Origin of the sequence: Actibacterium pelagium, assembly GCF_002285415.1 — a bacterium.
GTDB lineage: Bacteria > Pseudomonadota > Alphaproteobacteria > Rhodobacterales > Rhodobacteraceae > Actibacterium_B > Actibacterium_B pelagium.
On sequence record NZ_NSBU01000004.1, the window covers coordinates 448205 to 465890 of the forward strand.

Annotated in this window: 13 protein-coding genes; 5 read left to right on the forward strand and 8 right to left on the reverse strand. The window is 59.9% G+C overall.

From position 1 onward, the window contains the following. Positions 1-22: 22 nt before the first annotated feature. From addA to regB, 7 genes are all read right to left on the reverse strand, one after another. Positions 23-3385 (reverse strand): double-strand break repair helicase AddA, encoded by a 3363-nt coding sequence (gene addA / locus CLM58_RS02440; RefSeq protein ID WP_095594309.1) that lies wholly within the window; start codon positions 3383-3385, stop codon positions 23-25. After that, positions 3382-6339: a double-strand break repair protein AddB gene (gene addB, locus CLM58_RS02445; protein ID WP_095594310.1), complete on the reverse strand. Its 2958-nt coding sequence runs from the start codon at positions 6337-6339 to the stop codon at positions 3382-3384. Before addB ends, addA begins: the two co-directional genes overlap by 4 nt. Next, entirely contained in the window at positions 6332-7030 is a 699-nt protein-coding gene (locus tag CLM58_RS02450) for a nucleotidyltransferase family protein (protein ID WP_095594311.1), read from the reverse strand. The genes addB and CLM58_RS02450 overlap by 8 nt, the downstream gene beginning before the upstream one ends. After that, positions 7006-8013 carry an aminoglycoside phosphotransferase family protein gene (locus CLM58_RS02455; protein ID WP_095594312.1) on the reverse strand — a complete coding sequence of 336 codons (1008 nt, stop codon included), beginning with the start codon at positions 8011-8013 and terminating at the stop codon, positions 7006-7008. Before CLM58_RS02455 ends, CLM58_RS02450 begins: the two co-directional genes overlap by 25 nt. After that, entirely contained in the window at positions 8013-8504 is a 492-nt protein-coding gene (gene tsaE, locus CLM58_RS02460; protein WP_095594313.1) for a tRNA (adenosine(37)-N6)-threonylcarbamoyltransferase complex ATPase subunit type 1 TsaE, read from the reverse strand. Before tsaE ends, CLM58_RS02455 begins: the two co-directional genes overlap by 1 nt. 41 nt (positions 8505-8545) lie before the next feature. Continuing rightward, positions 8546-10105: a PAS-domain containing protein gene (locus CLM58_RS02465; RefSeq protein ID WP_095594314.1), complete on the reverse strand. Its 1560-nt coding sequence runs from the start codon at positions 10103-10105 to the stop codon at positions 8546-8548. A 98-nt stretch (positions 10106-10203) separates the two neighbouring features. Beyond that, a complete protein-coding gene (regB, locus tag CLM58_RS02470; RefSeq protein ID WP_143226502.1) occupies positions 10204-11601 on the reverse strand; it encodes a sensor histidine kinase RegB in 1398 nt (465 codons plus the stop codon). 95 nt (positions 11602-11696) lie between these two features. On the opposite strand from regB, the gene CLM58_RS02475 reads away from it, so the two are divergent. The 3 genes from CLM58_RS02475 (at position 11697) to CLM58_RS02485 (ending at position 14115) form a co-directional block, all read left to right on the forward strand. After that, positions 11697-12302, forward strand: coding sequence for an SCO family protein (locus CLM58_RS02475; protein ID WP_095594803.1), 606 nt, complete (start codon positions 11697-11699; stop codon positions 12300-12302). A gap of 72 nt (positions 12303-12374) precedes the next feature. Next, the gene (locus tag CLM58_RS02480) at positions 12375-12926 is read left to right on the forward strand and encodes an ActR/PrrA/RegA family redox response regulator transcription factor (RefSeq protein ID WP_095594804.1); all 552 of its coding nucleotides are present in this window, start codon (positions 12375-12377) and stop codon (positions 12924-12926) included. A 7-nt stretch (positions 12927-12933) separates the two neighbouring features. Next, on the forward strand, positions 12934-14115 hold the full coding sequence (locus tag CLM58_RS02485) for a glycosyltransferase family 61 protein (RefSeq protein WP_095594315.1): 1182 nt from the start codon (positions 12934-12936) through the stop codon (positions 14113-14115). Here CLM58_RS02485 and CLM58_RS02490 read toward each other — a convergent pair. Continuing rightward, positions 14112-14708 carry an HD domain-containing protein gene (locus tag CLM58_RS02490; protein WP_095594316.1) on the reverse strand — a complete coding sequence of 199 codons (597 nt, stop codon included), beginning with the start codon at positions 14706-14708 and terminating at the stop codon, positions 14112-14114. The two genes, CLM58_RS02485 and CLM58_RS02490, sit on opposite strands and share 4 nt — an antisense overlap. Before the next feature lie 173 nt (positions 14709-14881). Here CLM58_RS02490 and ahcY point away from each other — a divergent pair, with 173 nt between their 5' ends. After that, the gene (gene ahcY, locus CLM58_RS02495) at positions 14882-16264 is read left to right on the forward strand and encodes an adenosylhomocysteinase (RefSeq protein ID WP_095594317.1); all 1383 of its coding nucleotides are present in this window, start codon (positions 14882-14884) and stop codon (positions 16262-16264) included. A gap of 152 nt (positions 16265-16416) precedes the next feature. Further along, positions 16417-17604 carry an amino acid aminotransferase gene (locus CLM58_RS02500; protein ID WP_095594318.1) on the forward strand — a complete coding sequence of 396 codons (1188 nt, stop codon included), beginning with the start codon at positions 16417-16419 and terminating at the stop codon, positions 17602-17604. Positions 17605-17686: the final 82 nt, after the last annotated feature.

Below are 17686 nucleotides of genomic sequence, written 5' to 3' on the forward strand. Positions count from 1 at the left end.
AAGGCTGCGTTGGACTGGGAACCTAAGAACCCCCTGCATCCCCGTCAAGGGCCGCGCGCGCTAACGCTTCGGTGATCAGGGCGCGGGGGATGGGCATTAAGGTCGCAGTGCGGGTCCAAAGGACGGCGGTTTCAACCGTAAGGCCCGGATAGATGGCCGACAGCATGGCCTCATAGGCCCCAAGTTGGCGCAATACGCCTTCGGGTGTGTCTTCTGGTTTGGTGGGCACCAAAAGGTTCGATTTGAAGTCGACGGCAAGGATGCGGCCGTCACTTGGGATCAGGCGATCAATGATGCCATAGAATGGCCGGTCGAACCCTGGGACCGGGGCTGTTAGGGGGACTTCGGCAAGCGTGGTGTCCGCAAAGACCTGTGCCAAGTCGGGGTTCGACAAAACCCGCATGGCCTCGTCAAAAACGGGTTCGATATCAGCGGAATAGGCCAGTTCACCGGGATCAGGCAGAAGGTGATCCGCAATCTCTTCCCACCGCTCCCGTGGATAGTTCGGCAGGTGTTCCAACAATAAATGCAACGCCAATCCCCGGGCTTTCGAGGCCTCTTCGTCCCATCCGGCGTGCTCTCCGGGCATGGCCTTTGCGCCGCCAAGGTCGGAGGGTGAAAAGGTGGATTTGCTTGCCCCAGATTTTGTCGCAGTGGCTTTCGCCCAGCCCGGCAGGGTGGTTTCGCCCCTGCTTTCCGGGGCTTGTCCAAGGGTTGCCTCTTTGCCCCAATCGCCGGATTCCAACCGCAGCCCCGGACCAAGATCGGTGTTCAGGGGCACAGTCTCTGTGCGCGCCATGGCCGCGGCAATCTGGTCGTACCAGCTGTTGCCCTTCCCGGTTTCTCCTGCGGCGCAAACGATCAGCCACTGTTCGGCCCGCGTCATTGCAACATACAGCAGTCGCTGGCGTTCTTCTTCCTGACGAGCGCGCGCGGCTTCGCGCTGCGCCGTGATTTGCGACGGGCTTTCGTCGCTGGTTGGCGCCCACATCGGGGTTTCATCGACAAAGATGTTCTCGCGGATGCGGATGTCGCGGCGCGCCGTGTCGGGCAGAATGACGATCGGCGCCTCCAATCCCTTGGCCCCGTGAACCGTCATCACGCGGATCTGGTCCCCCGCAGAGCCCTGCTCGCGCTTGATCTCGACCTCGTCCGTTTCCAGCCAACCAAGAAAGCCGGTCAGGCTGGGCACTTCGGCCTGTTCATAGGTCAGCGCCTGCGACAGCAGCGCGTCGATCCCGTCTTCGGCTTCTGGCCCCAGTCGCGCGATCAGCTTTTCCCGGCCCTTATGACGGGTCAGGATGCGTTCCAGCAGATCGAAGGGGCGCAGGAAATCGGCATGGGCGAGCAGGTCGAACAGAACCTCTTTAGTGGCCTCATCCGAACCATCGCGCAGGCAGGGCCACAGGTGTTTCTGCGTACGGCCCGCCGCCAGATCGTAAAGCCGCGCCTCATCCCAATTGAACAGCGGCGATTTCAGGACCGAGGCCAGCGATAGTGAATCCTCTGGCAGTGACAGAAAGGCCAGCAGCGCTGTCAGGTCGCGCACTGCCAGCTCTCCGCCGATTTTCAGGCGGTCGGCACCGGCGATGGGCAGCTTGGCGGCTTTGCAGGCGCGAATGATCTCGTGAAACAGGTCAGAACGGCGCTGGACAAGGATCAGCACGTCACCAGCAGAGATTTTGCGGCGACCTTTCTGCGTCCATAGCGTCTGGTCGCTGTCCAGCATTGCCGCGATCTCTGCGGCCACGGTTTCTGCCAGCTGAACCGCGTGGTGTTCGGGTGACAGGATATCAACCGGGTCGGTCCAGTCCGGTTTTTCCGGCTTGTCGGTCTTGGCGATGGCAGGCCACAGGTCGACGCGGCCGGGCATTTCGGACTGGAACGCCTTGTGGTGGACGGTGTCCCCCATGCCAGAAGCGTTTGTGAAGGTTTCATCCACCAGCTGCAGGATCGGCGCGGCGGACCGGAAAGAGTATTCAAGCTGCCGGTCGGCAAGGGTCTGATCCACTTGGAGCAGCTTGGTGCCGAAATGGTCCTTCATCCGGTCGAACCCGTCCGGATCTGCACCCTGGAAGGAATAGATCGACTGCTTCTTGTCCCCCACCACGAAGATTGTGCGCTGCGTGTCGTCCCGCGCCCCAATGCCGCTAGTGAATTCCTGCGCCAGAAGGTCGATGACCTGCCACTGCAAGGGGCTGGTGTCCTGCGCCTCGTCCACAAGGATGTGGTCAAGGCCGCCGTCCAGACGGAATAGAACCCACTGGGCGACACCGGGATCGGTCAGCAAGTCGCGGGATTTCAGGATCAGGTCGTCAAAGTCCAGCCAACCACGCAGCTGTTTGCGGTGTTCGTATTCCGGCAGGAAGTCCTGCGCGAACCGGTGCAGGGCATGGGTGCGCTCTGCGGCGGCAAGGGCCAGACGTTGTGCGCGGGCATCCTCGACCCGCAGCATCAGCGCGTTCAGGCGGGGCATCAGGTCGGCAAGGGCGTCTCGCGTTGCCTTGGTCGGGAAGCTGTCGACCTTCGCCCCAAAGGGGGCCTTGGACTTGGCACCAAACAGGAAGACCCCTTCCAGCAGTGGCAGCATGTCCCGCGTGGGTCCCTGAAATGCTTGCAGCTTGGCGGCGGCTTTCGCGTCGGTAGAGCTGCCCTGTTCAAGCCCGGCGCAAAGATAACGGATCAGTTCGGTTTCGCCACCCAAATACACTTTCGCCAGCAGATCGTTTTCGTCAAACCCTGCGGGCAGGCCGAAGCGATCCCAAATCATGGCGGCATCCGCCTGCGAGGAAAACTCGGCCCGATGTTTGGTGATCTCGCTGATCAGCCCCGACAGATCATCGCCCGAGGCATAGCGGACCAGCCCGTCGAAGGTTTCCGGGTTTTCCTGATCAGCCAGGGTCTCTAACACCTCTTCGCGCAGGCGGCGGGCCGAGCGGTCGTCCATTTCGACAAACTGCGGCGACACGCCCGCCTCTAGTGGGAAGCGGCGCAGAAGGGCCGCGCAGAAAGAGTGGATGGTCTGGATCTTCAATCCGCCCGGCGTCTCGATCGCGCGGGCGAACAGGCGGCGGGCACGGCGCAGGGTCTCGTCATCAACCGCCCGTTCAATGCCAAGTTCGTCCAGTGCCTTGCGCAACTTGTTGTCGGGCATCATCGCCCATTCGCCAAGACGTTCGAACAGGCGGTTCTGCATCTCGGACGCGGCGGCCTTGGTATAGGTCAGACACAGGATGCGCTGTGGTGGGGTTTCATCCAGCAACAGTCGCGCCACCCGGTCGGTCAGCACCCGTGTCTTGCCCGATCCCGCGTTTGCCGACAGCCAGGTCGAGGCATCGGGGCGTGCAGCGGTCACCTGCGCCTGTGTGGCATCGTCGCGGATCATTTCCCGACCTCCTGTTCGGGGGCGGCATCGCCCTCGTTCCACTCGCCATAGCGCGAGAGGTGGTCGTAATCGGTGACGTCTTCGCGTTTCTCAAGGCTACGACGCGCAAGATAGCCCTGATCGGGCTGGGCATAGGCCGCGATCAGTTTGATCAGATCGTCGCGGGTCTGGGTCAGAAGATCGGCAGGCGTTTCAACGCGTTGTTCACCGGCAGAGGCGCCAAGCCCGATATAGGCCGCGTGATCAACAGGGCCCGCACCCAGATCGTGGAACGCGCCAGCTTCTGCCATGATCGCCTCTAGCAAAAGCTGCTTGTCATAGGTCTCGACCTGTTTGGCTGAAGGCGGCTTGCCGGTTTTGTAATCATATATCACTAAACGACCCTCGTCGGTCTGATCGATCCGGTCGGCCTCGGCCGTCAGGGTGAAACCGCTGGGCAGGTTCAGACGGCCACCGCGTTCGAGCGCGATCCAATGGCCAAGGGTCTGGCGGGCGACCTCGTCAGCCATGAAACCTTCGGCCACTCGGGCCAGACGGGCGCGCCAGATCCGACGGTTGGCAGGCCATGGGGCGTGCTCGGCAAAGACCTGATCTGCGGTGTCTAGCAGTCGGTGGATCGCATCCGGGTCACTCGGGTCAGGGTTCTGCTTCAGAAACTCTTCCATCACCTTGTGCAGGATCGTTCCGCGCAGCGCCGCGTCCGGTTGTGGGTGCAATGGGTCCAAAGGTTTTAGGCCAAGTATATACCGGGCGTAAATCGCATAGGGGTCGCGGATCAGGGTTTGAATGCGGGTAACCGAAAGGCTGCTTGGGCGCGCCGTTTCCGGGGGTCGTGGCGCAGGCCGTGGTGCCGGATCAACCTTATGTTCGGGCCGATCCACAAGCGCGGCCCAGTCGAGCCACTGTGTCCCGCGCGCTTTCATCTGATCCAAAGCATCCCTGCCGCCCTGATCCGGCAACCCGCCCAGAAGGTTCACCAATCGGTTCAGCCACCGTGACGGCACGGTCTGCGCTTCGGCATCGCGGATGGCGCGGGACAGGACCACCTGAGGCGCCGTGACCGCCTGCTGATAGTCATGCGCCGACAGCCCGATCTGGCGTTCCGGCAGCAACAGGCCAAGGGTCTGGCGCATCTCTCGGTTCAGCCACGGATCAGGAGAGGTGCCAGAGGGCCAGCTGCCCTCATTCAGCCCGCCAAGGATGACCAGATCGGCACCCTGAACGCGCGCCTCAAGTGTCCCCCAGATCATGATGTCGGGATGCGGGGCGACGGGGTCACGCGCCTCGTCCCGGGCCAGAACCGCGCGGAACAGGTCAGCATAGTCTCGGGGCGACATCGCACCACCGTATGCAGCTTGCTCGGCCAGGTCTTCGACGGCCTGACGTGTCTTTTCGCCTTCGTTCTTGGACCAGAGCTTGGTGCATTGCCCGCCCGGCCCTGCGGACAAGGCTTCGGTCAGTTGCCGGTGCTGTGCGATATGGTCAGACAGGTCACGGGACCCGATCTGCTCTAAACCGTCCAGCTTGCCTGCCAGCCAGTCGGCCCACGCCTGTCGACCGTCGTCTTTCTGATGTGTCGACGCCCAAAGCCGAAGAATGTCCCCGTCGGGAAATGCACAGCCCTTGCGACGAAGGTAAAGTTCCAGCTCGCGCGTCCAAAGCATGTGCTGATTGCGCCCCTCTTCAGCGTGGCAAAGGGGGTGTTTCAACAAGGTCAGCAGCATAAGGGTGGTCAGGCGCTCGCCAAACAAAGCCGCCACATGACGCAGGAACCTTCCCGGGGCGGTTTGTTGCAGCGGGGTGCCGGCAGAATCGTCAGGCTCGATCTTCCAGCGATCCAGTGCTGCGCCGACCATGCGGGCAAGACCGCGATCCGGTGTGATCAGGGCCGCCTTTTGTCCGTCTTCAGCCGCTTTACGCAGGCGCAGGGCAATCGCGCCCGCTTCCATCCGGGGGCTGTCGGCCTCTAGCAGAGTGATTTCCGCACAAGCCTTGGGCAAGTCGGTCAACTCTGCGCCTTCGACCATCCACTGGTCGGTCACAGGCGCGGGACGCAGCGAGAGAGAGATCAGCTTGTTCCGGGTCGGGTTTGGGATGGCCTCGGTGGTTTCCCAACGAGGGACGTCCTGATGGGTCAGATCAAGGTCGCGCAGCAGCTTGGCAAAACGGAACTGCGGGTGATCTTCGGCGGCCAGACTGCGTTTCTCTGGAGGTTTCGACAGGTTCGCCCAGACCGGGGCGGGTTGGTCAAAGTCGAATCCCGGCAGCACCAGCGCCCCCTGCGGCAGCTGTGCGACAGCCTGCATCAACAGCGCTGTAGTGCCGCGCGACCCGGTTGAACCTGCGATCAGGATCGGATGGTCTGGCGGGGCGATCTTCCAACGTTCAATCAGTGCCGAGACGACCTGTCGTTGGCGCGCCTCTTTGTCGGGCGCCGTCATCGCCTGAGGGCCAAAGTAACGCTCGATAATATTGATGAACGCAAGGCTGCGGGCCCAATGGGCGGACAGGTGGCTGACATCCAGCGCGTGCAGCGCGGCGGGGTCGACACCTTCGCCCTGCATCTCGTCCATCAGATCAGCAAGGCTGTCAGCAAGATCAAAGGCGGCAGCGCGTGGGGCCAGATCGGGTTGTCGTTCGATCAGGTCAGCAACCAGCTGTGTCAGTTCCAGCCGTCGCTGTAGTGGAGAGACCGCTTTGGGCAAGTCTGTCAGGGTCGGGTCCGTTGCCAGATCGGTGATCAGCCGGATACGCGGCAGGATGCGGGCGGGGCCCTCGGCCAGAAGATCAGTCAGGCGGCGCGCCATGCGGCGGGTGTTCACGAAGACCTCGACCCTTGCCCAGTCCTGTGGCGGGGTGCTTGTCAGCCGTTCCTCCAGCCCTGCGATCAGCGCTTTGGGAAAGTCGACGCCCGGTGCGACGCCGAAAACGCGGGGGCCGCTTTCCTTAAACATCGCGCACCTCGGCCAGCATGGTTTCAGCCAGCTTTATGCCACCCGGATGCCCCACGTCGCACCAGCCGCCAGTATGCGCGGTGCCATAAAGCCGTCCTTCGGCAATCATCTTGTTCCACAGTAAATTGAGAGAGAAGCTGTCCTCTTCAATCGCGGCAAGACCGTCCGTCTTGACGATCTGCACGCCGGAATAGACCAGCCCGGGTCCTCGGGTCAGCCGCCCCTTGTCATCGGGCACAAAGTCGCCGCTCCCTGTGTGGCCAATCGCGTTTTCGGTGGGCACCAACAGCAAAAGCGCGTCCATCAGGTCAGGGTTCCACGCGGCGCGCAGCTGGTCGATGGCATTAGCGCCGGTCCAGACGGCGTCGGTGTTCATGGTCAGCACGGGCCCCGCTTCAAGCAAAGGCAGCGCCTTGCGCAATCCGCCCCCGGTATCCAAGATATCGGGCTGTTCGTCTGAGATCGCGATGTCTGGGCGTGGGGCCAGATGATTGGCAATCTGGTCGGACAGATAGTGGCTGTTTACGACGATGCGACCCATACCAGCGGCATCCACCTGATCCAGCGCGTGGTCCAGCAGGGCTTTCCCCGCGACCTTGATCAAGGGCTTGGGCCGCGACAGAGTCAGTGGCTTCATCCGCGTGCCAAACCCGGCCGCGAACAGCATTATCGCGTCTGGAGACTGGCGCATCGGGCTTTCAAGTCGGCTTGGATTTCAGGGGTGGGTTCGGGCAGCAGTTTCGCGACAGTTTTGGCAAGCGGTGCTAGGGCCGGGTGAGACAGATCGGTCATCAAATGAGCCCAGACCCGCGGCAGGAAGTCGACGTAATGCGCCTTGCTGTCGCGCAGGCAAAGGCGGGCGAATACCCCGAAGATCCGTAAGTTTCGCTGGGCGCTTAGCACCGCACAAGCGGCGCGGAACGCGGGGCCTTCGACCCCGGTTCGGTCAATGTAACGGTCCAACATCTGGTCGCGCAGCGTCGGGTCAACGTCCCTGCGGGCATCTTGCAAAAAGGACACAAGGTCATATCCGGGGTGACCACGCATCGCGTCCTGAAAGTCCAGCAGCCCGACCCGGGCAAGCCCATCTCGATCGGGTAACCAAAGAAGGTTCTCGGCGTGATAGTCGCGCATGACCAGTGCCGATCCACCGGGTGCATATTGATCCAATAGCGGCGCAAGAACTTCGGACAGGGCGGTTTTGGTCCCCGCAGTCGGTGCGTACCACTCGACAGCCAGATCGGCCAAGGGGGCCATCATTGCGCTGTCATAGGCGGGCAGATCTTCTGGGGCCGGGGATTGATGAAGCTCTGCCAGCAGGTCAACGGCAGCTTCGTAGAGCAGAGGCTCCAAAGCCGGTTGATCCGCCAGAACGCGGGCGTAAAGGTCATCGCCAAGGTCTTCGAGCAACAGGAACCCGTTGTCGGTGTCTTCGGCGTAGATTTCGGGCGCGCTAAAGCCCTGTTCCAACAAAAGCCGGGCAATCCGGGTGAAGGGCCGCACATCTTCGCCCTTCTCTGGCGGTGCGTCCATAAGAACGGCTGGCCCAAAATCTGGGTGGGTCAGCCGGTCGTATCGCCGGTTAGAAGCGTCCCCTGCCAAGGGACGTTTTAGGGCGGTGCCCCACCCGGCGTCCTTCAGGAAGGCATCGGCCAAAGTTGCGCGGTCGGTCATCACGCGGTGCCCCCCAAGTCAGAAAGCCGGTCCGGCCAATCTGGGCCTTTGGCGGCAAACTCCAATACCCGACTGTCGGTTTTCGGGTCCGGCCTAAAGGTCAGCGACAGGGCTGTATCTGGTGCCAGTTCTCCCAATCGGTCAGGCCATTCGACAAGGCAGATTGCTGTCTCAAAAGCCTCTTCCAGACCCAGTTCGATCACCTCGGTCGGGTCTGTCAGTCGATAAAGATCGGCGTGCCACAGCTCATCAGGGTCCAGTTCGTAGGTTTGCACCAGCGTGAAAGTTGGCGACGGGACGTCTTCGATTTGCCCTGACGCGGCCATGCGGGACTGGATCAGCGCACGGGCGAAATGCGTCTTACCGGCCCCGATCGGTCCGGTCAAAAGCAATACGTCCCCGGCCCGCAATCGCTGTGCAATTGCTTCTGCAAGGGCGGTGGTCGTTTCAGGTGTATCTGATGTCAGGGTCAAAAAAGGGGCGGCACTCATGCCCGCAGTTTTACCCTGCGCCCCCGGTGCCGCAAGCCAATTCAGTCGCTCTTAACAAGGTTGGTGCTTGGGATGACACTCTGGTTTGGAATAACGGGTTCTTCCAGAAAGGTGATCATGGTCGCGCCGCCGGACAGAGGGGTGCATCGCAGTGTCAGGTTTTGGCCATTCTGCATCTGAACCTGATCATGCCAATTAGCCCGCTCTTCAATCGTATGGACGAAATCCCGGATCTCTCCCCAAATCGGGGAAGGTCGGCAGAGATCTCGCCAATGGCGGGTTGCGTCCGTGATGGTCAGGTCGTTTAAAGAGGTCAGCGGGTCTGTTTCCCAAAGCATTGTATAGGCCTGGTTCGACTGGGTCAGGACGCCTGCGGGCGAGAAGACCGCGACCGCCTGTTCCAGCCCGTCCAGCACTGACTGGCTTTGATCAAGCTCTTGCCGGAAGCGTCGGGTCAAAGTGACCTCACTGCTGATGTCTTCGACCAGAAAGGCAAGCGCCCCGTCGGCATGGGGTCGCCCTGACACCCGATATGTCAGCCCGTTGTCCAGCGTCCATGTTTCCCGAAGCCGGTCTTCCTGTGCCTCGGTATCCAATCGCGTCAGTCTTTCGCGCCAGTCGCGATAATTCTTCGGCTCTGGCAGCTTTCGATTTTCCCGAAGGTGATCAAAGAAGTCCTGAAGGCGCGGGCGGGTGATCAGGTAGGCGGGATCAAGCTGTAAAAGGTCGGTCAGAGCCGGGTTGAACAGGGTCAACTGACGCTCGCGATTGAAGACAGCCAATCCAGCGGGCAGATCGGCAAAGGTTTTGGTCATCGTCTGAACGAAGTTCGATAGATGCTCTTCCGCACGGACGAGTTCGTCGGCCGAGGTTGCAAAACAAAGATGTGCGCCTTCGTGGGCCAGGGTTGTGACCGTGAAAGACGCTTTTTCACCGTTGGGGCGGGTCAAATGGATGCGGCGGATCGATTGATCTTCGGCCTCACCAAGATCGGGCTGTCGAAACAGTGCTGGTATTGGCCAGACGGGTGTGTCGCCAGAGTTGCGATAGGTTTTGACCAAATCCAGATAGGCTTGGTTGGCCCAACTGATCTGTCCGTCGCTTTCCCGTTTCCACATCGCGAAGGGCGCGGCCTGAGACATGGATCGCAGGACTGTCGTCTCGACCGGGGGCATAAGAAGCCCATGATCAACTGGCGCCATCGGGCGTTCGGCGCCCGCCTCTAACAGCACCACCCTTGTCCGTGACCCGGTGCGTCGGGCAATCAGGCTGGAAGAACCCTTGGTTTCGCGAAGGGCGATGGTTGGCTCCACATCCAGCTTGGACAGGTTTTGCAGAAGGTTTTCAAACCGGTCTGACAGGGCAATGGCCAACCTGTGCCAATCATCGGTGGTGTCTGACGACCCGCTGATCAGCTGTTGCGCGGGGATTGTCGCATCAACCAGAGTCTGGCCTTCGAACAGGAAGACCGCCTTTTCCTGTTCACTGGGTTGAATTTCACTCGACAGGCCAAGCCGAAACAGCCCAGCCCGGTAAAGAAATGCGCAAACCGCAGCTGCCGCAATAGCCGAGAAAACGAGAAGATCAGTCAAATCAGCCACGCTTTATATATTCATTGGTCAATTAACCCTTCCTCCCCATCTCAGCGGTATGGATTGGTGATTAATGATTGGTTAACGCAGCGGAAAACCTTACCCCGTCAGACCTCGAAACGAATGTTTTCGCCAAGTGGTTCGCTGTCCTCCGGATCAGCTCTTTGTATCAATTCGGCGGGCCAGACAACCGTAATTAGCGCGCCTTTAGCGTCAGGAAGATCGCCAACTGCCAAGCTGTTTTCAGGCGCGTTGACGAAGGTCAGTTCGGCGCCGGACCTTTCCAGGAGAGTTTTGGCGATGAACAGGCCAAGGCCCATGCCTTCGTAGCCCGGACGCCGCTTGGGGGTACCAGACCGCCTGCGCCGCATGAACGGATCGCCAATTCTGGCGATGTCGTTTGCCGTAAACCCAGGCCCGTCGTCCAGAATGGCAAGGCTGATTTCCTGCTCGTCCCAACGGCCCAGCACCCAGACATTTCCTTTTGAAAAGTCGACGGCGTTCTGGATCAGGTTGCGCAAGCCGTGAATGATCTCGGGGCTTCGCACCACGGTGGGTTGGCGGTCCAAGCCCTCGGGAAGGGGGTGAAAATCGAAGTGCAGATCAATTCCGCGATCCAGATGTGGGTTCGCGGCGTCTTTGACCAGCGTTTCAAGCGGGACCTGCCGCATGTGTTTGTCGTCTTTTCCGGCGCGACCCATCGAGCGCAGGATATCCCGACAGCGATCCGCCTGATCGCGGATCAGGATGGCATCTTCGCGCAGGTCAGATCCCTCGGGCAGGTCGTCTGCCAGTTCGGAACTGGCCAACTTGATTGTGGCCAGAGGGGTGCCAAGCTCGTGCGCGGCGGCGGCGACCACACCGTCCAGATCGGTCAGCTTCTGCTCTCGGGCCAAGGCGTTTTGCGTGGCCCAAAGCGCGTCGGTCATAGAGTTGATTTCGGCCGTGACCCGCCCGGCATAGGCCGATAGGAAGGCCACGCCGATCACGATTGCGGCCCAGAAACCGAACAGGAAGATCTCTGGCATCTTTAGGATCGTGCCGTCTTCCAGCTGCATCGGGATATAAACGAAGGCCATCACCGAGATGATCCCAATGGCGACAAGCCCCAAAAGAACCGTCGATCGCAACCGCAGGGCGGTCGCCGAGATGACCACGGGGGTCAAAACCAATAGCGCAAAGGGGTTATGAAGCCCGCCGGTCAGGGCCACTAGGAAGGCCAGCTGCAGAAGATCAAACAGCAACATGCCCATGGCCTCGGCCTCGGTCAGGCGTTTGTTCTCGGGGTAGACCAGATGTGTGACCAGATTCATGCAGACCGCAGCACCGATCGCGATGGTGGTCAGCCCGAGATCGATAAGAATACCGAACTGACTGCTGGTGATCGCGATGGCGATCATCTGGCCGCAGATTGCAACCCAACGCAGCCCGGTCAACGTCTGTAATCGGACCCACTGGCTGCGGTCGCGGGACTTGTAGACCCCGCTATTGCTTGTTTCCTGCAAGATGATCCCTATTTCCGCTGTGACACGCCGTCCCCTTGTATATCGCGCCTGAACGGTCGATCAATGCGCCCGACGAATAAGACAGGAAGTCGATGATGACCAAGACCTACGCTTTTCTGGCGGGAAGCGCCGCAGTGATCGCCCTTGCGGTGGCAACTGGGTTCGTTCTTCTGGGCGAGGAAGACGAGTGCCGTTCGGGTGCGGTCGCAGGCGGAGGAGGCTCTATCGGTGGGCCGTTCACACTTGTGGATGAGACAGGAACAACCGTCACGGACACAGATGTCATCACCCGGCCCAGCCTTGTCTACTTTGGCTATACGTTCTGCCCCGATGTCTGCCCGATGGACGCAGGCCGCAATGGCGAAGCGATCTCGCTTCTGCAAGAGAAGGGATATGACGTGCAGGGTCTGTTCATCTCGATCGACCCCGAACGCGACACCCCAGAGGCACTGGCTGAATTCACGGATTACCTGCACCCTGACATGATCGGTCTGACCGGCACACCCGAGCAGGTCAAGGCGGCCTCGCAAGCCTACAAGACCTATTACAAGAAGCAGGATGGTGACGAAGAGTACTATCTCATGGACCATTCGACCTTCACCTATCTGGTAACGCCCGAAGACGGGTTTCTGGATTTCTTCCGGCGCGAGGTACCGGCGCAGGAATTGGCCGAAAAAGTGGGCTGTTTTTTGGATATGTAATGTGTCAGTTTGACCCGACCGAAACAGGAACCTAAAACTTACAAATAGGTTTGATGCGCGGGAGGCATGCACATGACTGAGCAGACCAAGGAAATCGGTGAAGACCCGAGTCTGCTGCTTGTTGATGACGATGAGCCGTTCCTGAGACGTTTGGCACGTGCAATGGAAAAACGCGGTTTCGACGTGAAGACGGCAGAAACCGTTGCAGCTGGTCTGGCGATCGCGAAATCCGATCCTCCGGCCTATGCGGTTGTCGATCTGCGACTTGAAGATGGCAATGGCTTGAGCGTGGTGGAAGAACTGCGCGCCAATCGTCCCGACGCGAAAATCGTTGTCCTGACCGGCTATGGCGCGATCGCAACGGCCGTGGCTGCGGTAAAGGTTGGCGCGACCGACTACCTGTCAAAACCGGCTGATGCCAACGATGTGACCGCGGCCTTGCTGGAACAGAGTGGCACTCTGCCGCCCCCGCCCGAAAACCCGATGTCGGCGGATCGCGTCCGCTGGGAGCACATCCAGCGTGTTTTCGAGCAATGCGACCGAAACGTATCCGAGACCGCAAGGCGCTTGAATATGCATCGCCGCACGTTACAACGCATCCTCGCGAAACGCAGCCCGAGGTAAACCCGCTATGGAAGATCCGACACAGGCACCAATGCCCGAGGGTGGTTGGTCGACGAAGATTGTCGAACTGTCGGATGCGCGCGTCTATCCACCCGAGATCAGCCATTTGCGCCAGCCAGCCGGTGTCGCGCATTCCAACGGAGATTATTGCCCCGAAGGCGCCCTGTGGCGTGGGTGGCATCCCATCACCACGGAACCCGAAACGCCGACACCAACTGCCAAGCTGTCCGGTCGGTGGCTTTGGGGTGGGGTCATGTGGGTTCATTTCGGGCATTTTCTTGCGGAAAGCACCTCTAGGCTTTGGGCGTTGGACCATATCAACGGGCCAATCGACGGCATCCTGTTCATTCCGAAGCGCCCCAAGTTGGGCGAAAAGGTTCAGGGGTTTCAGCAGCGCTTCATCGAGTTGATGGGATGCGATCTGCCAATCAAGGTGGTCGCAGAGCCGACGCAGGTTGAAGAACTGATTGTCCCGGGCCAGGGTTTTGGTCTGGGCCGTTTGTCCGCCGGGACAGAACCCTTTCGCAACGCTATCCACCATCGTTTTGGCCATGACATTGCGCCGGACGGTCCCGAGAAGATCTATCTTTCCCGCTCGGCCCTGCAACTGGGCAAGGGCAGCGTTTTGGGCGAACTTCAGCTGGAACGCCACCTGCGCGAACACGGGTACGAGATCTTTCATCCACAGAAACATTCGATGGATACCCAGATCGCCCGCTACAAGGCGGCCAAACAGGTGATCGCTGTGGATGGCTCGGCGCTGCATATGTTCGCGATGGTGGGCAGGCCGGATCAGCAGGTGGGGATGATCCACCGGCGCAGTTCAAAAGTGGCCGAGGGGCTGGAGCGTCATCTGGCCTCTTTCATGGGGCGCGACCCAGATGTGTTTTCCTGCCTTGATGCGGAATGGGCCCCGAAGGCTAAGGCAACGTCGTCCCGGAAGTCGTTTGGTGAGCTGAACCTGAAAGATCTAAGCAAAGGGCTGATCGAAAAAGGCTTTATCGACGGTGACCGCCTGTGGCCTGAAATGACCTTGGAAGAGCGCAATATGCTGTTTCAGGCCAAGGGTCTGACCGGGGAAAATGCCTATGTGAAGGTCGGGGCAGAAGACGTAGAGCGCGAACGAATCCGGGAAATGCGCCGGGTACGTCGCGCTCGTCGTGCAGCCGAAGCCGACCAGAAAGATTAACCTAACTGCGTCAACAAGCTGTTGTGGCGCGCGGTGTAATCGTTGCGTACCTCAACCGGGGGGCGCAGCCTGATCGTAAGATCGGCAATCAGCTTTGGGTTTGGCTTGCCAAAGAACTTGTCGGCCTCGGCCTTGGTGAAGCCGGCGATTTCCGTGGCTTCCAGCCAGGCAGAGATTCGGTCGGCGCGTTTGATCTTTTGCTTTACGGTTTTGGGAACCGCTGCGGGCAGGCCGAAGCGCACGTGAATGGCGGCGGCCAGTCGATCATCCAGTTCGCCGTAGCCCGGACCGACAGCGGCCTTCACCGGAGAGATCATATCACCGATCACATATTCCGGCGCGTCATGTAAAAGGGCCGCCAACCGCCACTTGATCGGCGCGTCGGGTGAGATGCGTCCGAAAATCTCTTCCACCAGCAAGGAATGCTCGGCCACGGAATACGCGAAATCCCCTTTGGTTTGCCCATTCCAGCGCGCCACAAAGGCCAACCCATGGGCGATATCTTCGATCTCGATATCGACAGGCGTGGGGTCCAAAAGATCAAGGCGGCGGCCGGACAACATCCGTTGCCAGGCGCGGGGAGGTGTGGGCATTAGAGGGCTCCGGTCTGGTGGTGCCAACGGGTATGGCCCAACAGTGTAAGTATTGCCAAGGCAGGAAAACAATTCTGCTGTGCAATCTCTTGCCTTTCCGACGATTGCACCAACTAACACAGGGTGATAGGCACCTGCGCAACTTTTCCCTTTCGTGACGGAGCATCCCGAAGATGACCGACTACATCGTCAAAGACATTTCGCTGGCCGATTTCGGCCGCAAGGAACTGGACATCGCCGAGACCGAAATGCCGGGCCTGATGGCCTTGCGTGCCGAGTATGGCGACAGCAAGCCGCTGGCCGGAGCCCGCATCGTTGGCTCGTTGCACATGACCATTCAGACTGCGGTTCTGATCGAAACGCTGGTGGCCCTAGGCGCGGACGTGCGTTGGGCGTCGTGCAACATCTTCTCGACGCAGGATCACGCGGCGGCGGCGATTGCGGCTGCAGATATCCCGGTCTTCGCGATCAAGGGTCAGACGCTGGAAGAGCATTGGGATTACTTGGATAAATCCTTCCTGTTCGAAGACGGCCCGAACCTGATCCTTGATGATGGCGGCGACGCGACACTGTATGTCCTGTGGGGCGCACGCATTGAGGCAGGCGAAGAGTTTGGCGTTCCGACCTCGGAAGAGGAAGAGGTCATTCAGGCCCAGATCAAAAAGCGCATGGCCGCAAGCCCCGGCTGGTTCACCAAGGTGCGTAATCAGATCAAAGGTGTCTCGGAAGAGACCACCACCGGTGTGAACCGCCTGTACCAACTGGTGCGCGACGGCCAGCTGCCCTTCCCGGCGATCAACGTGAATGACTCGGTCACCAAGTCGAAATTCGACAACAAGTACGGCTGTAAAGAATCGCTGGTCGACGGCATCCGCCGCGCCACCGATACGATGATGGCCGGTAAGGTTGCCGTAGTTTGCGGCTATGGCGACGTGGGCAAAGGCTCTGCCGCATCTTTGCGCGGTGCAGGTGCGCGTGTGAAGGTTACCGAGATCGACCCGATCTGCGCGCTTCAGGCGGCAATGGACGGGTTCGAAGTTGTGGTTCTGGAAGATGTCGTCAGCGACGCGGATATCTTCATCACCACCACCGGCAACAAAGATGTCATCCGCATCGAGCACATGCGCGAGATGAAGGACATGGCGATCGTTGGCAACATCGGTCACTTCGACAACGAGATTCAGGTGGCGAACCTGAAGAACCACAAGTGGACCAACATTAAGGATCAGGTTGATATGATCGAGATGCCCTCGGGCAACCGCTTGATCCTGTTGTCCGAAGGCCGCCTGCTGAACCTTGGCAATGCGACCGGCCACCCGTCCTTCGTGATGTCGGCCTCGTTCACCAACCAAGTTCTGGCGCAGATGGAGCTGTGGCAGAAGGGTGAAGAGTACAAGAACGACGTGTACCTGCTGCCCAAGCATCTGGACGAGAAAGTCGCCCGTCTGCACCTGGCCCGTATCGGCGTGAAGCTGACCGAACTGCAGAAAGAGCAAGCTGACTATATCGGTGTAAAGGTCGATGGTCCGTTCAAACCCGAGCATTACCGTTACTAAGCGGCCTGCCCCTGAAGGGGCAGAAGACTAATTTGGCGCCCGGTAGGAAGGTTAGACCTTTTTGCCGGGCGTTTTCGCGTTTGGGGGGCTTGGATTCCCTGTCGGGATGGGAGTACAGGGTTAGGCGACGTCTTTATACGAAGGATTTCCCCATGTTTTCTGATCTTCCTACGCATGCTCCTGATAAAATTCTGCAGTTGATGCAGATGTTCCGCGAGGATACGCGGACGGACAAGATCGATTTGGGTGTCGGTGTTTACAAGAACGCCGAAGGCCAGACCCCGGTGATGCGGGCGATCAAAGCGGCCGAGAAGAAGCTGTGGGAAGTAGAGACCACGAAATCCTATGTCGCGCTGGCCGGTGCCCCGGACTACAACGATGCGATGGTCAAGCTGGTGCTGGGCGACGCGGTTGCCCGCGATCAGGTGGCCAGTGTTGCGACCCCGGGTGGTACGGGGGCGGTGCGCCAGTCTTTTGAGCTGGTGAAAATGGTGAATCCGGACGCGACTGTTTGGTATTCGAACCCGACATGGGGCAACCACGTTAGTATTCTGAAATACCTGGGCGTGGCGAACAAAGCCTATCGCTATTTCGATGCGGCCTCTGGCACCGTTGATTTTGACGGCATGATTGCGGATCTGAACTCGGCCAAGCCGGGCGACGTGGTTCTGCTGCATGGCTGCTGCCACAACCCGACCGGCGCCAACCTGACCGCAGAGCAGTGGCAGACCGTTGTCGACACGCTGCTGGCAAAAGAGCTGCTGCCGATGATCGACGTTGCTTATCAAGGCTTTGGCGATGGTCTGGAAGAGGATGCGGCGGGCCTGCGTCTGGTGGCCTCTTCTGTTCCCGAGACGCTGATCGCGGCATCCTGCTCGAAGAACTTCGGTGTTTATCGTGAACGCACCGGCATCCTGATGGCCGTTTCGGCAGACAAGGGCAAAGTAGGTCCTGCGCAGGCGAACCTGGCCTATCTGAACCGCCAGAACTATTCCTTCCCGCCCGATCACGGTGCGCGTCTGGTCAGCATGATCCTGACCGATGATGCCCTGCTGGCCGACTGGAAGGCAGAGCTGGAAGAGGTTCGTCTGGGCATGTTGGAGCTGCGCCAACAGCTGGCAGATGAGCTGCGCCGCCTGACCAATACGGATCGGTTCGACTTCATCGCGCGCCACCGAGGCATGTTCTCGATGCTGGGTCTGACCGAAGATCAGATCGTCACTTTGCGCGAAGAGCATGGGATTTATGCGGTCAGCGACAGCCGGATCAACATTGCGGGTCTGAACACCAAGACGGTTCCAATTCTTGCGAAAGCCGTCGCCGAAGTCGTGGGCGTTTGACCTAAGTTCAGGCGATTGCGGGGAAAATCCGCGCATAATTTACCTTTGTTCGACCGTTTGTCGTGTCTAAGTCATTGTGCAA

What these genes read in the sequence shown, in the direction of transcription:
- addA (WP_095594309.1), bottom strand. Translation starts at nt 3,385, where the DNA reads ATGATCCGCGACGATGCCACACAGGCGCAGGTGACCGCTGCACGCCCC.
- addB (WP_095594310.1), bottom strand. Translation starts at nt 6,339, where the DNA reads ATGTTTAAGGAAAGCGGCCCCCGCGTTTTCGGCGTCGCACCGGGCGTC.
- CLM58_RS02450 (WP_095594311.1), bottom strand. Translation starts at nt 7,030, where the DNA reads ATGCGCCAGTCTCCAGACGCGATAATGCTGTTCGCGGCCGGGTTTGGC.
- CLM58_RS02455 (WP_095594312.1), bottom strand. Translation starts at nt 8,013, where the DNA reads ATGACCGACCGCGCAACTTTGGCCGATGCCTTCCTGAAGGACGCCGGG.
- tsaE (WP_095594313.1), bottom strand. Translation starts at nt 8,504, where the DNA reads ATGAGTGCCGCCCCTTTTTTGACCCTGACATCAGATACACCTGAAACG.
- CLM58_RS02475 (WP_095594803.1), top strand. Translation starts at nt 11,697, where the DNA reads ATGACCAAGACCTACGCTTTTCTGGCGGGAAGCGCCGCAGTGATCGCC.
- CLM58_RS02480 (WP_095594804.1), top strand. Translation starts at nt 12,375, where the DNA reads ATGACTGAGCAGACCAAGGAAATCGGTGAAGACCCGAGTCTGCTGCTT.
- CLM58_RS02485 (WP_095594315.1), top strand. Translation starts at nt 12,934, where the DNA reads ATGGAAGATCCGACACAGGCACCAATGCCCGAGGGTGGTTGGTCGACG.
- CLM58_RS02490 (WP_095594316.1), bottom strand. Translation starts at nt 14,708, where the DNA reads ATGCCCACACCTCCCCGCGCCTGGCAACGGATGTTGTCCGGCCGCCGC.
- ahcY (WP_095594317.1), top strand. Translation starts at nt 14,882, where the DNA reads ATGACCGACTACATCGTCAAAGACATTTCGCTGGCCGATTTCGGCCGC.
- CLM58_RS02500 (WP_095594318.1), top strand. Translation starts at nt 16,417, where the DNA reads ATGTTTTCTGATCTTCCTACGCATGCTCCTGATAAAATTCTGCAGTTG.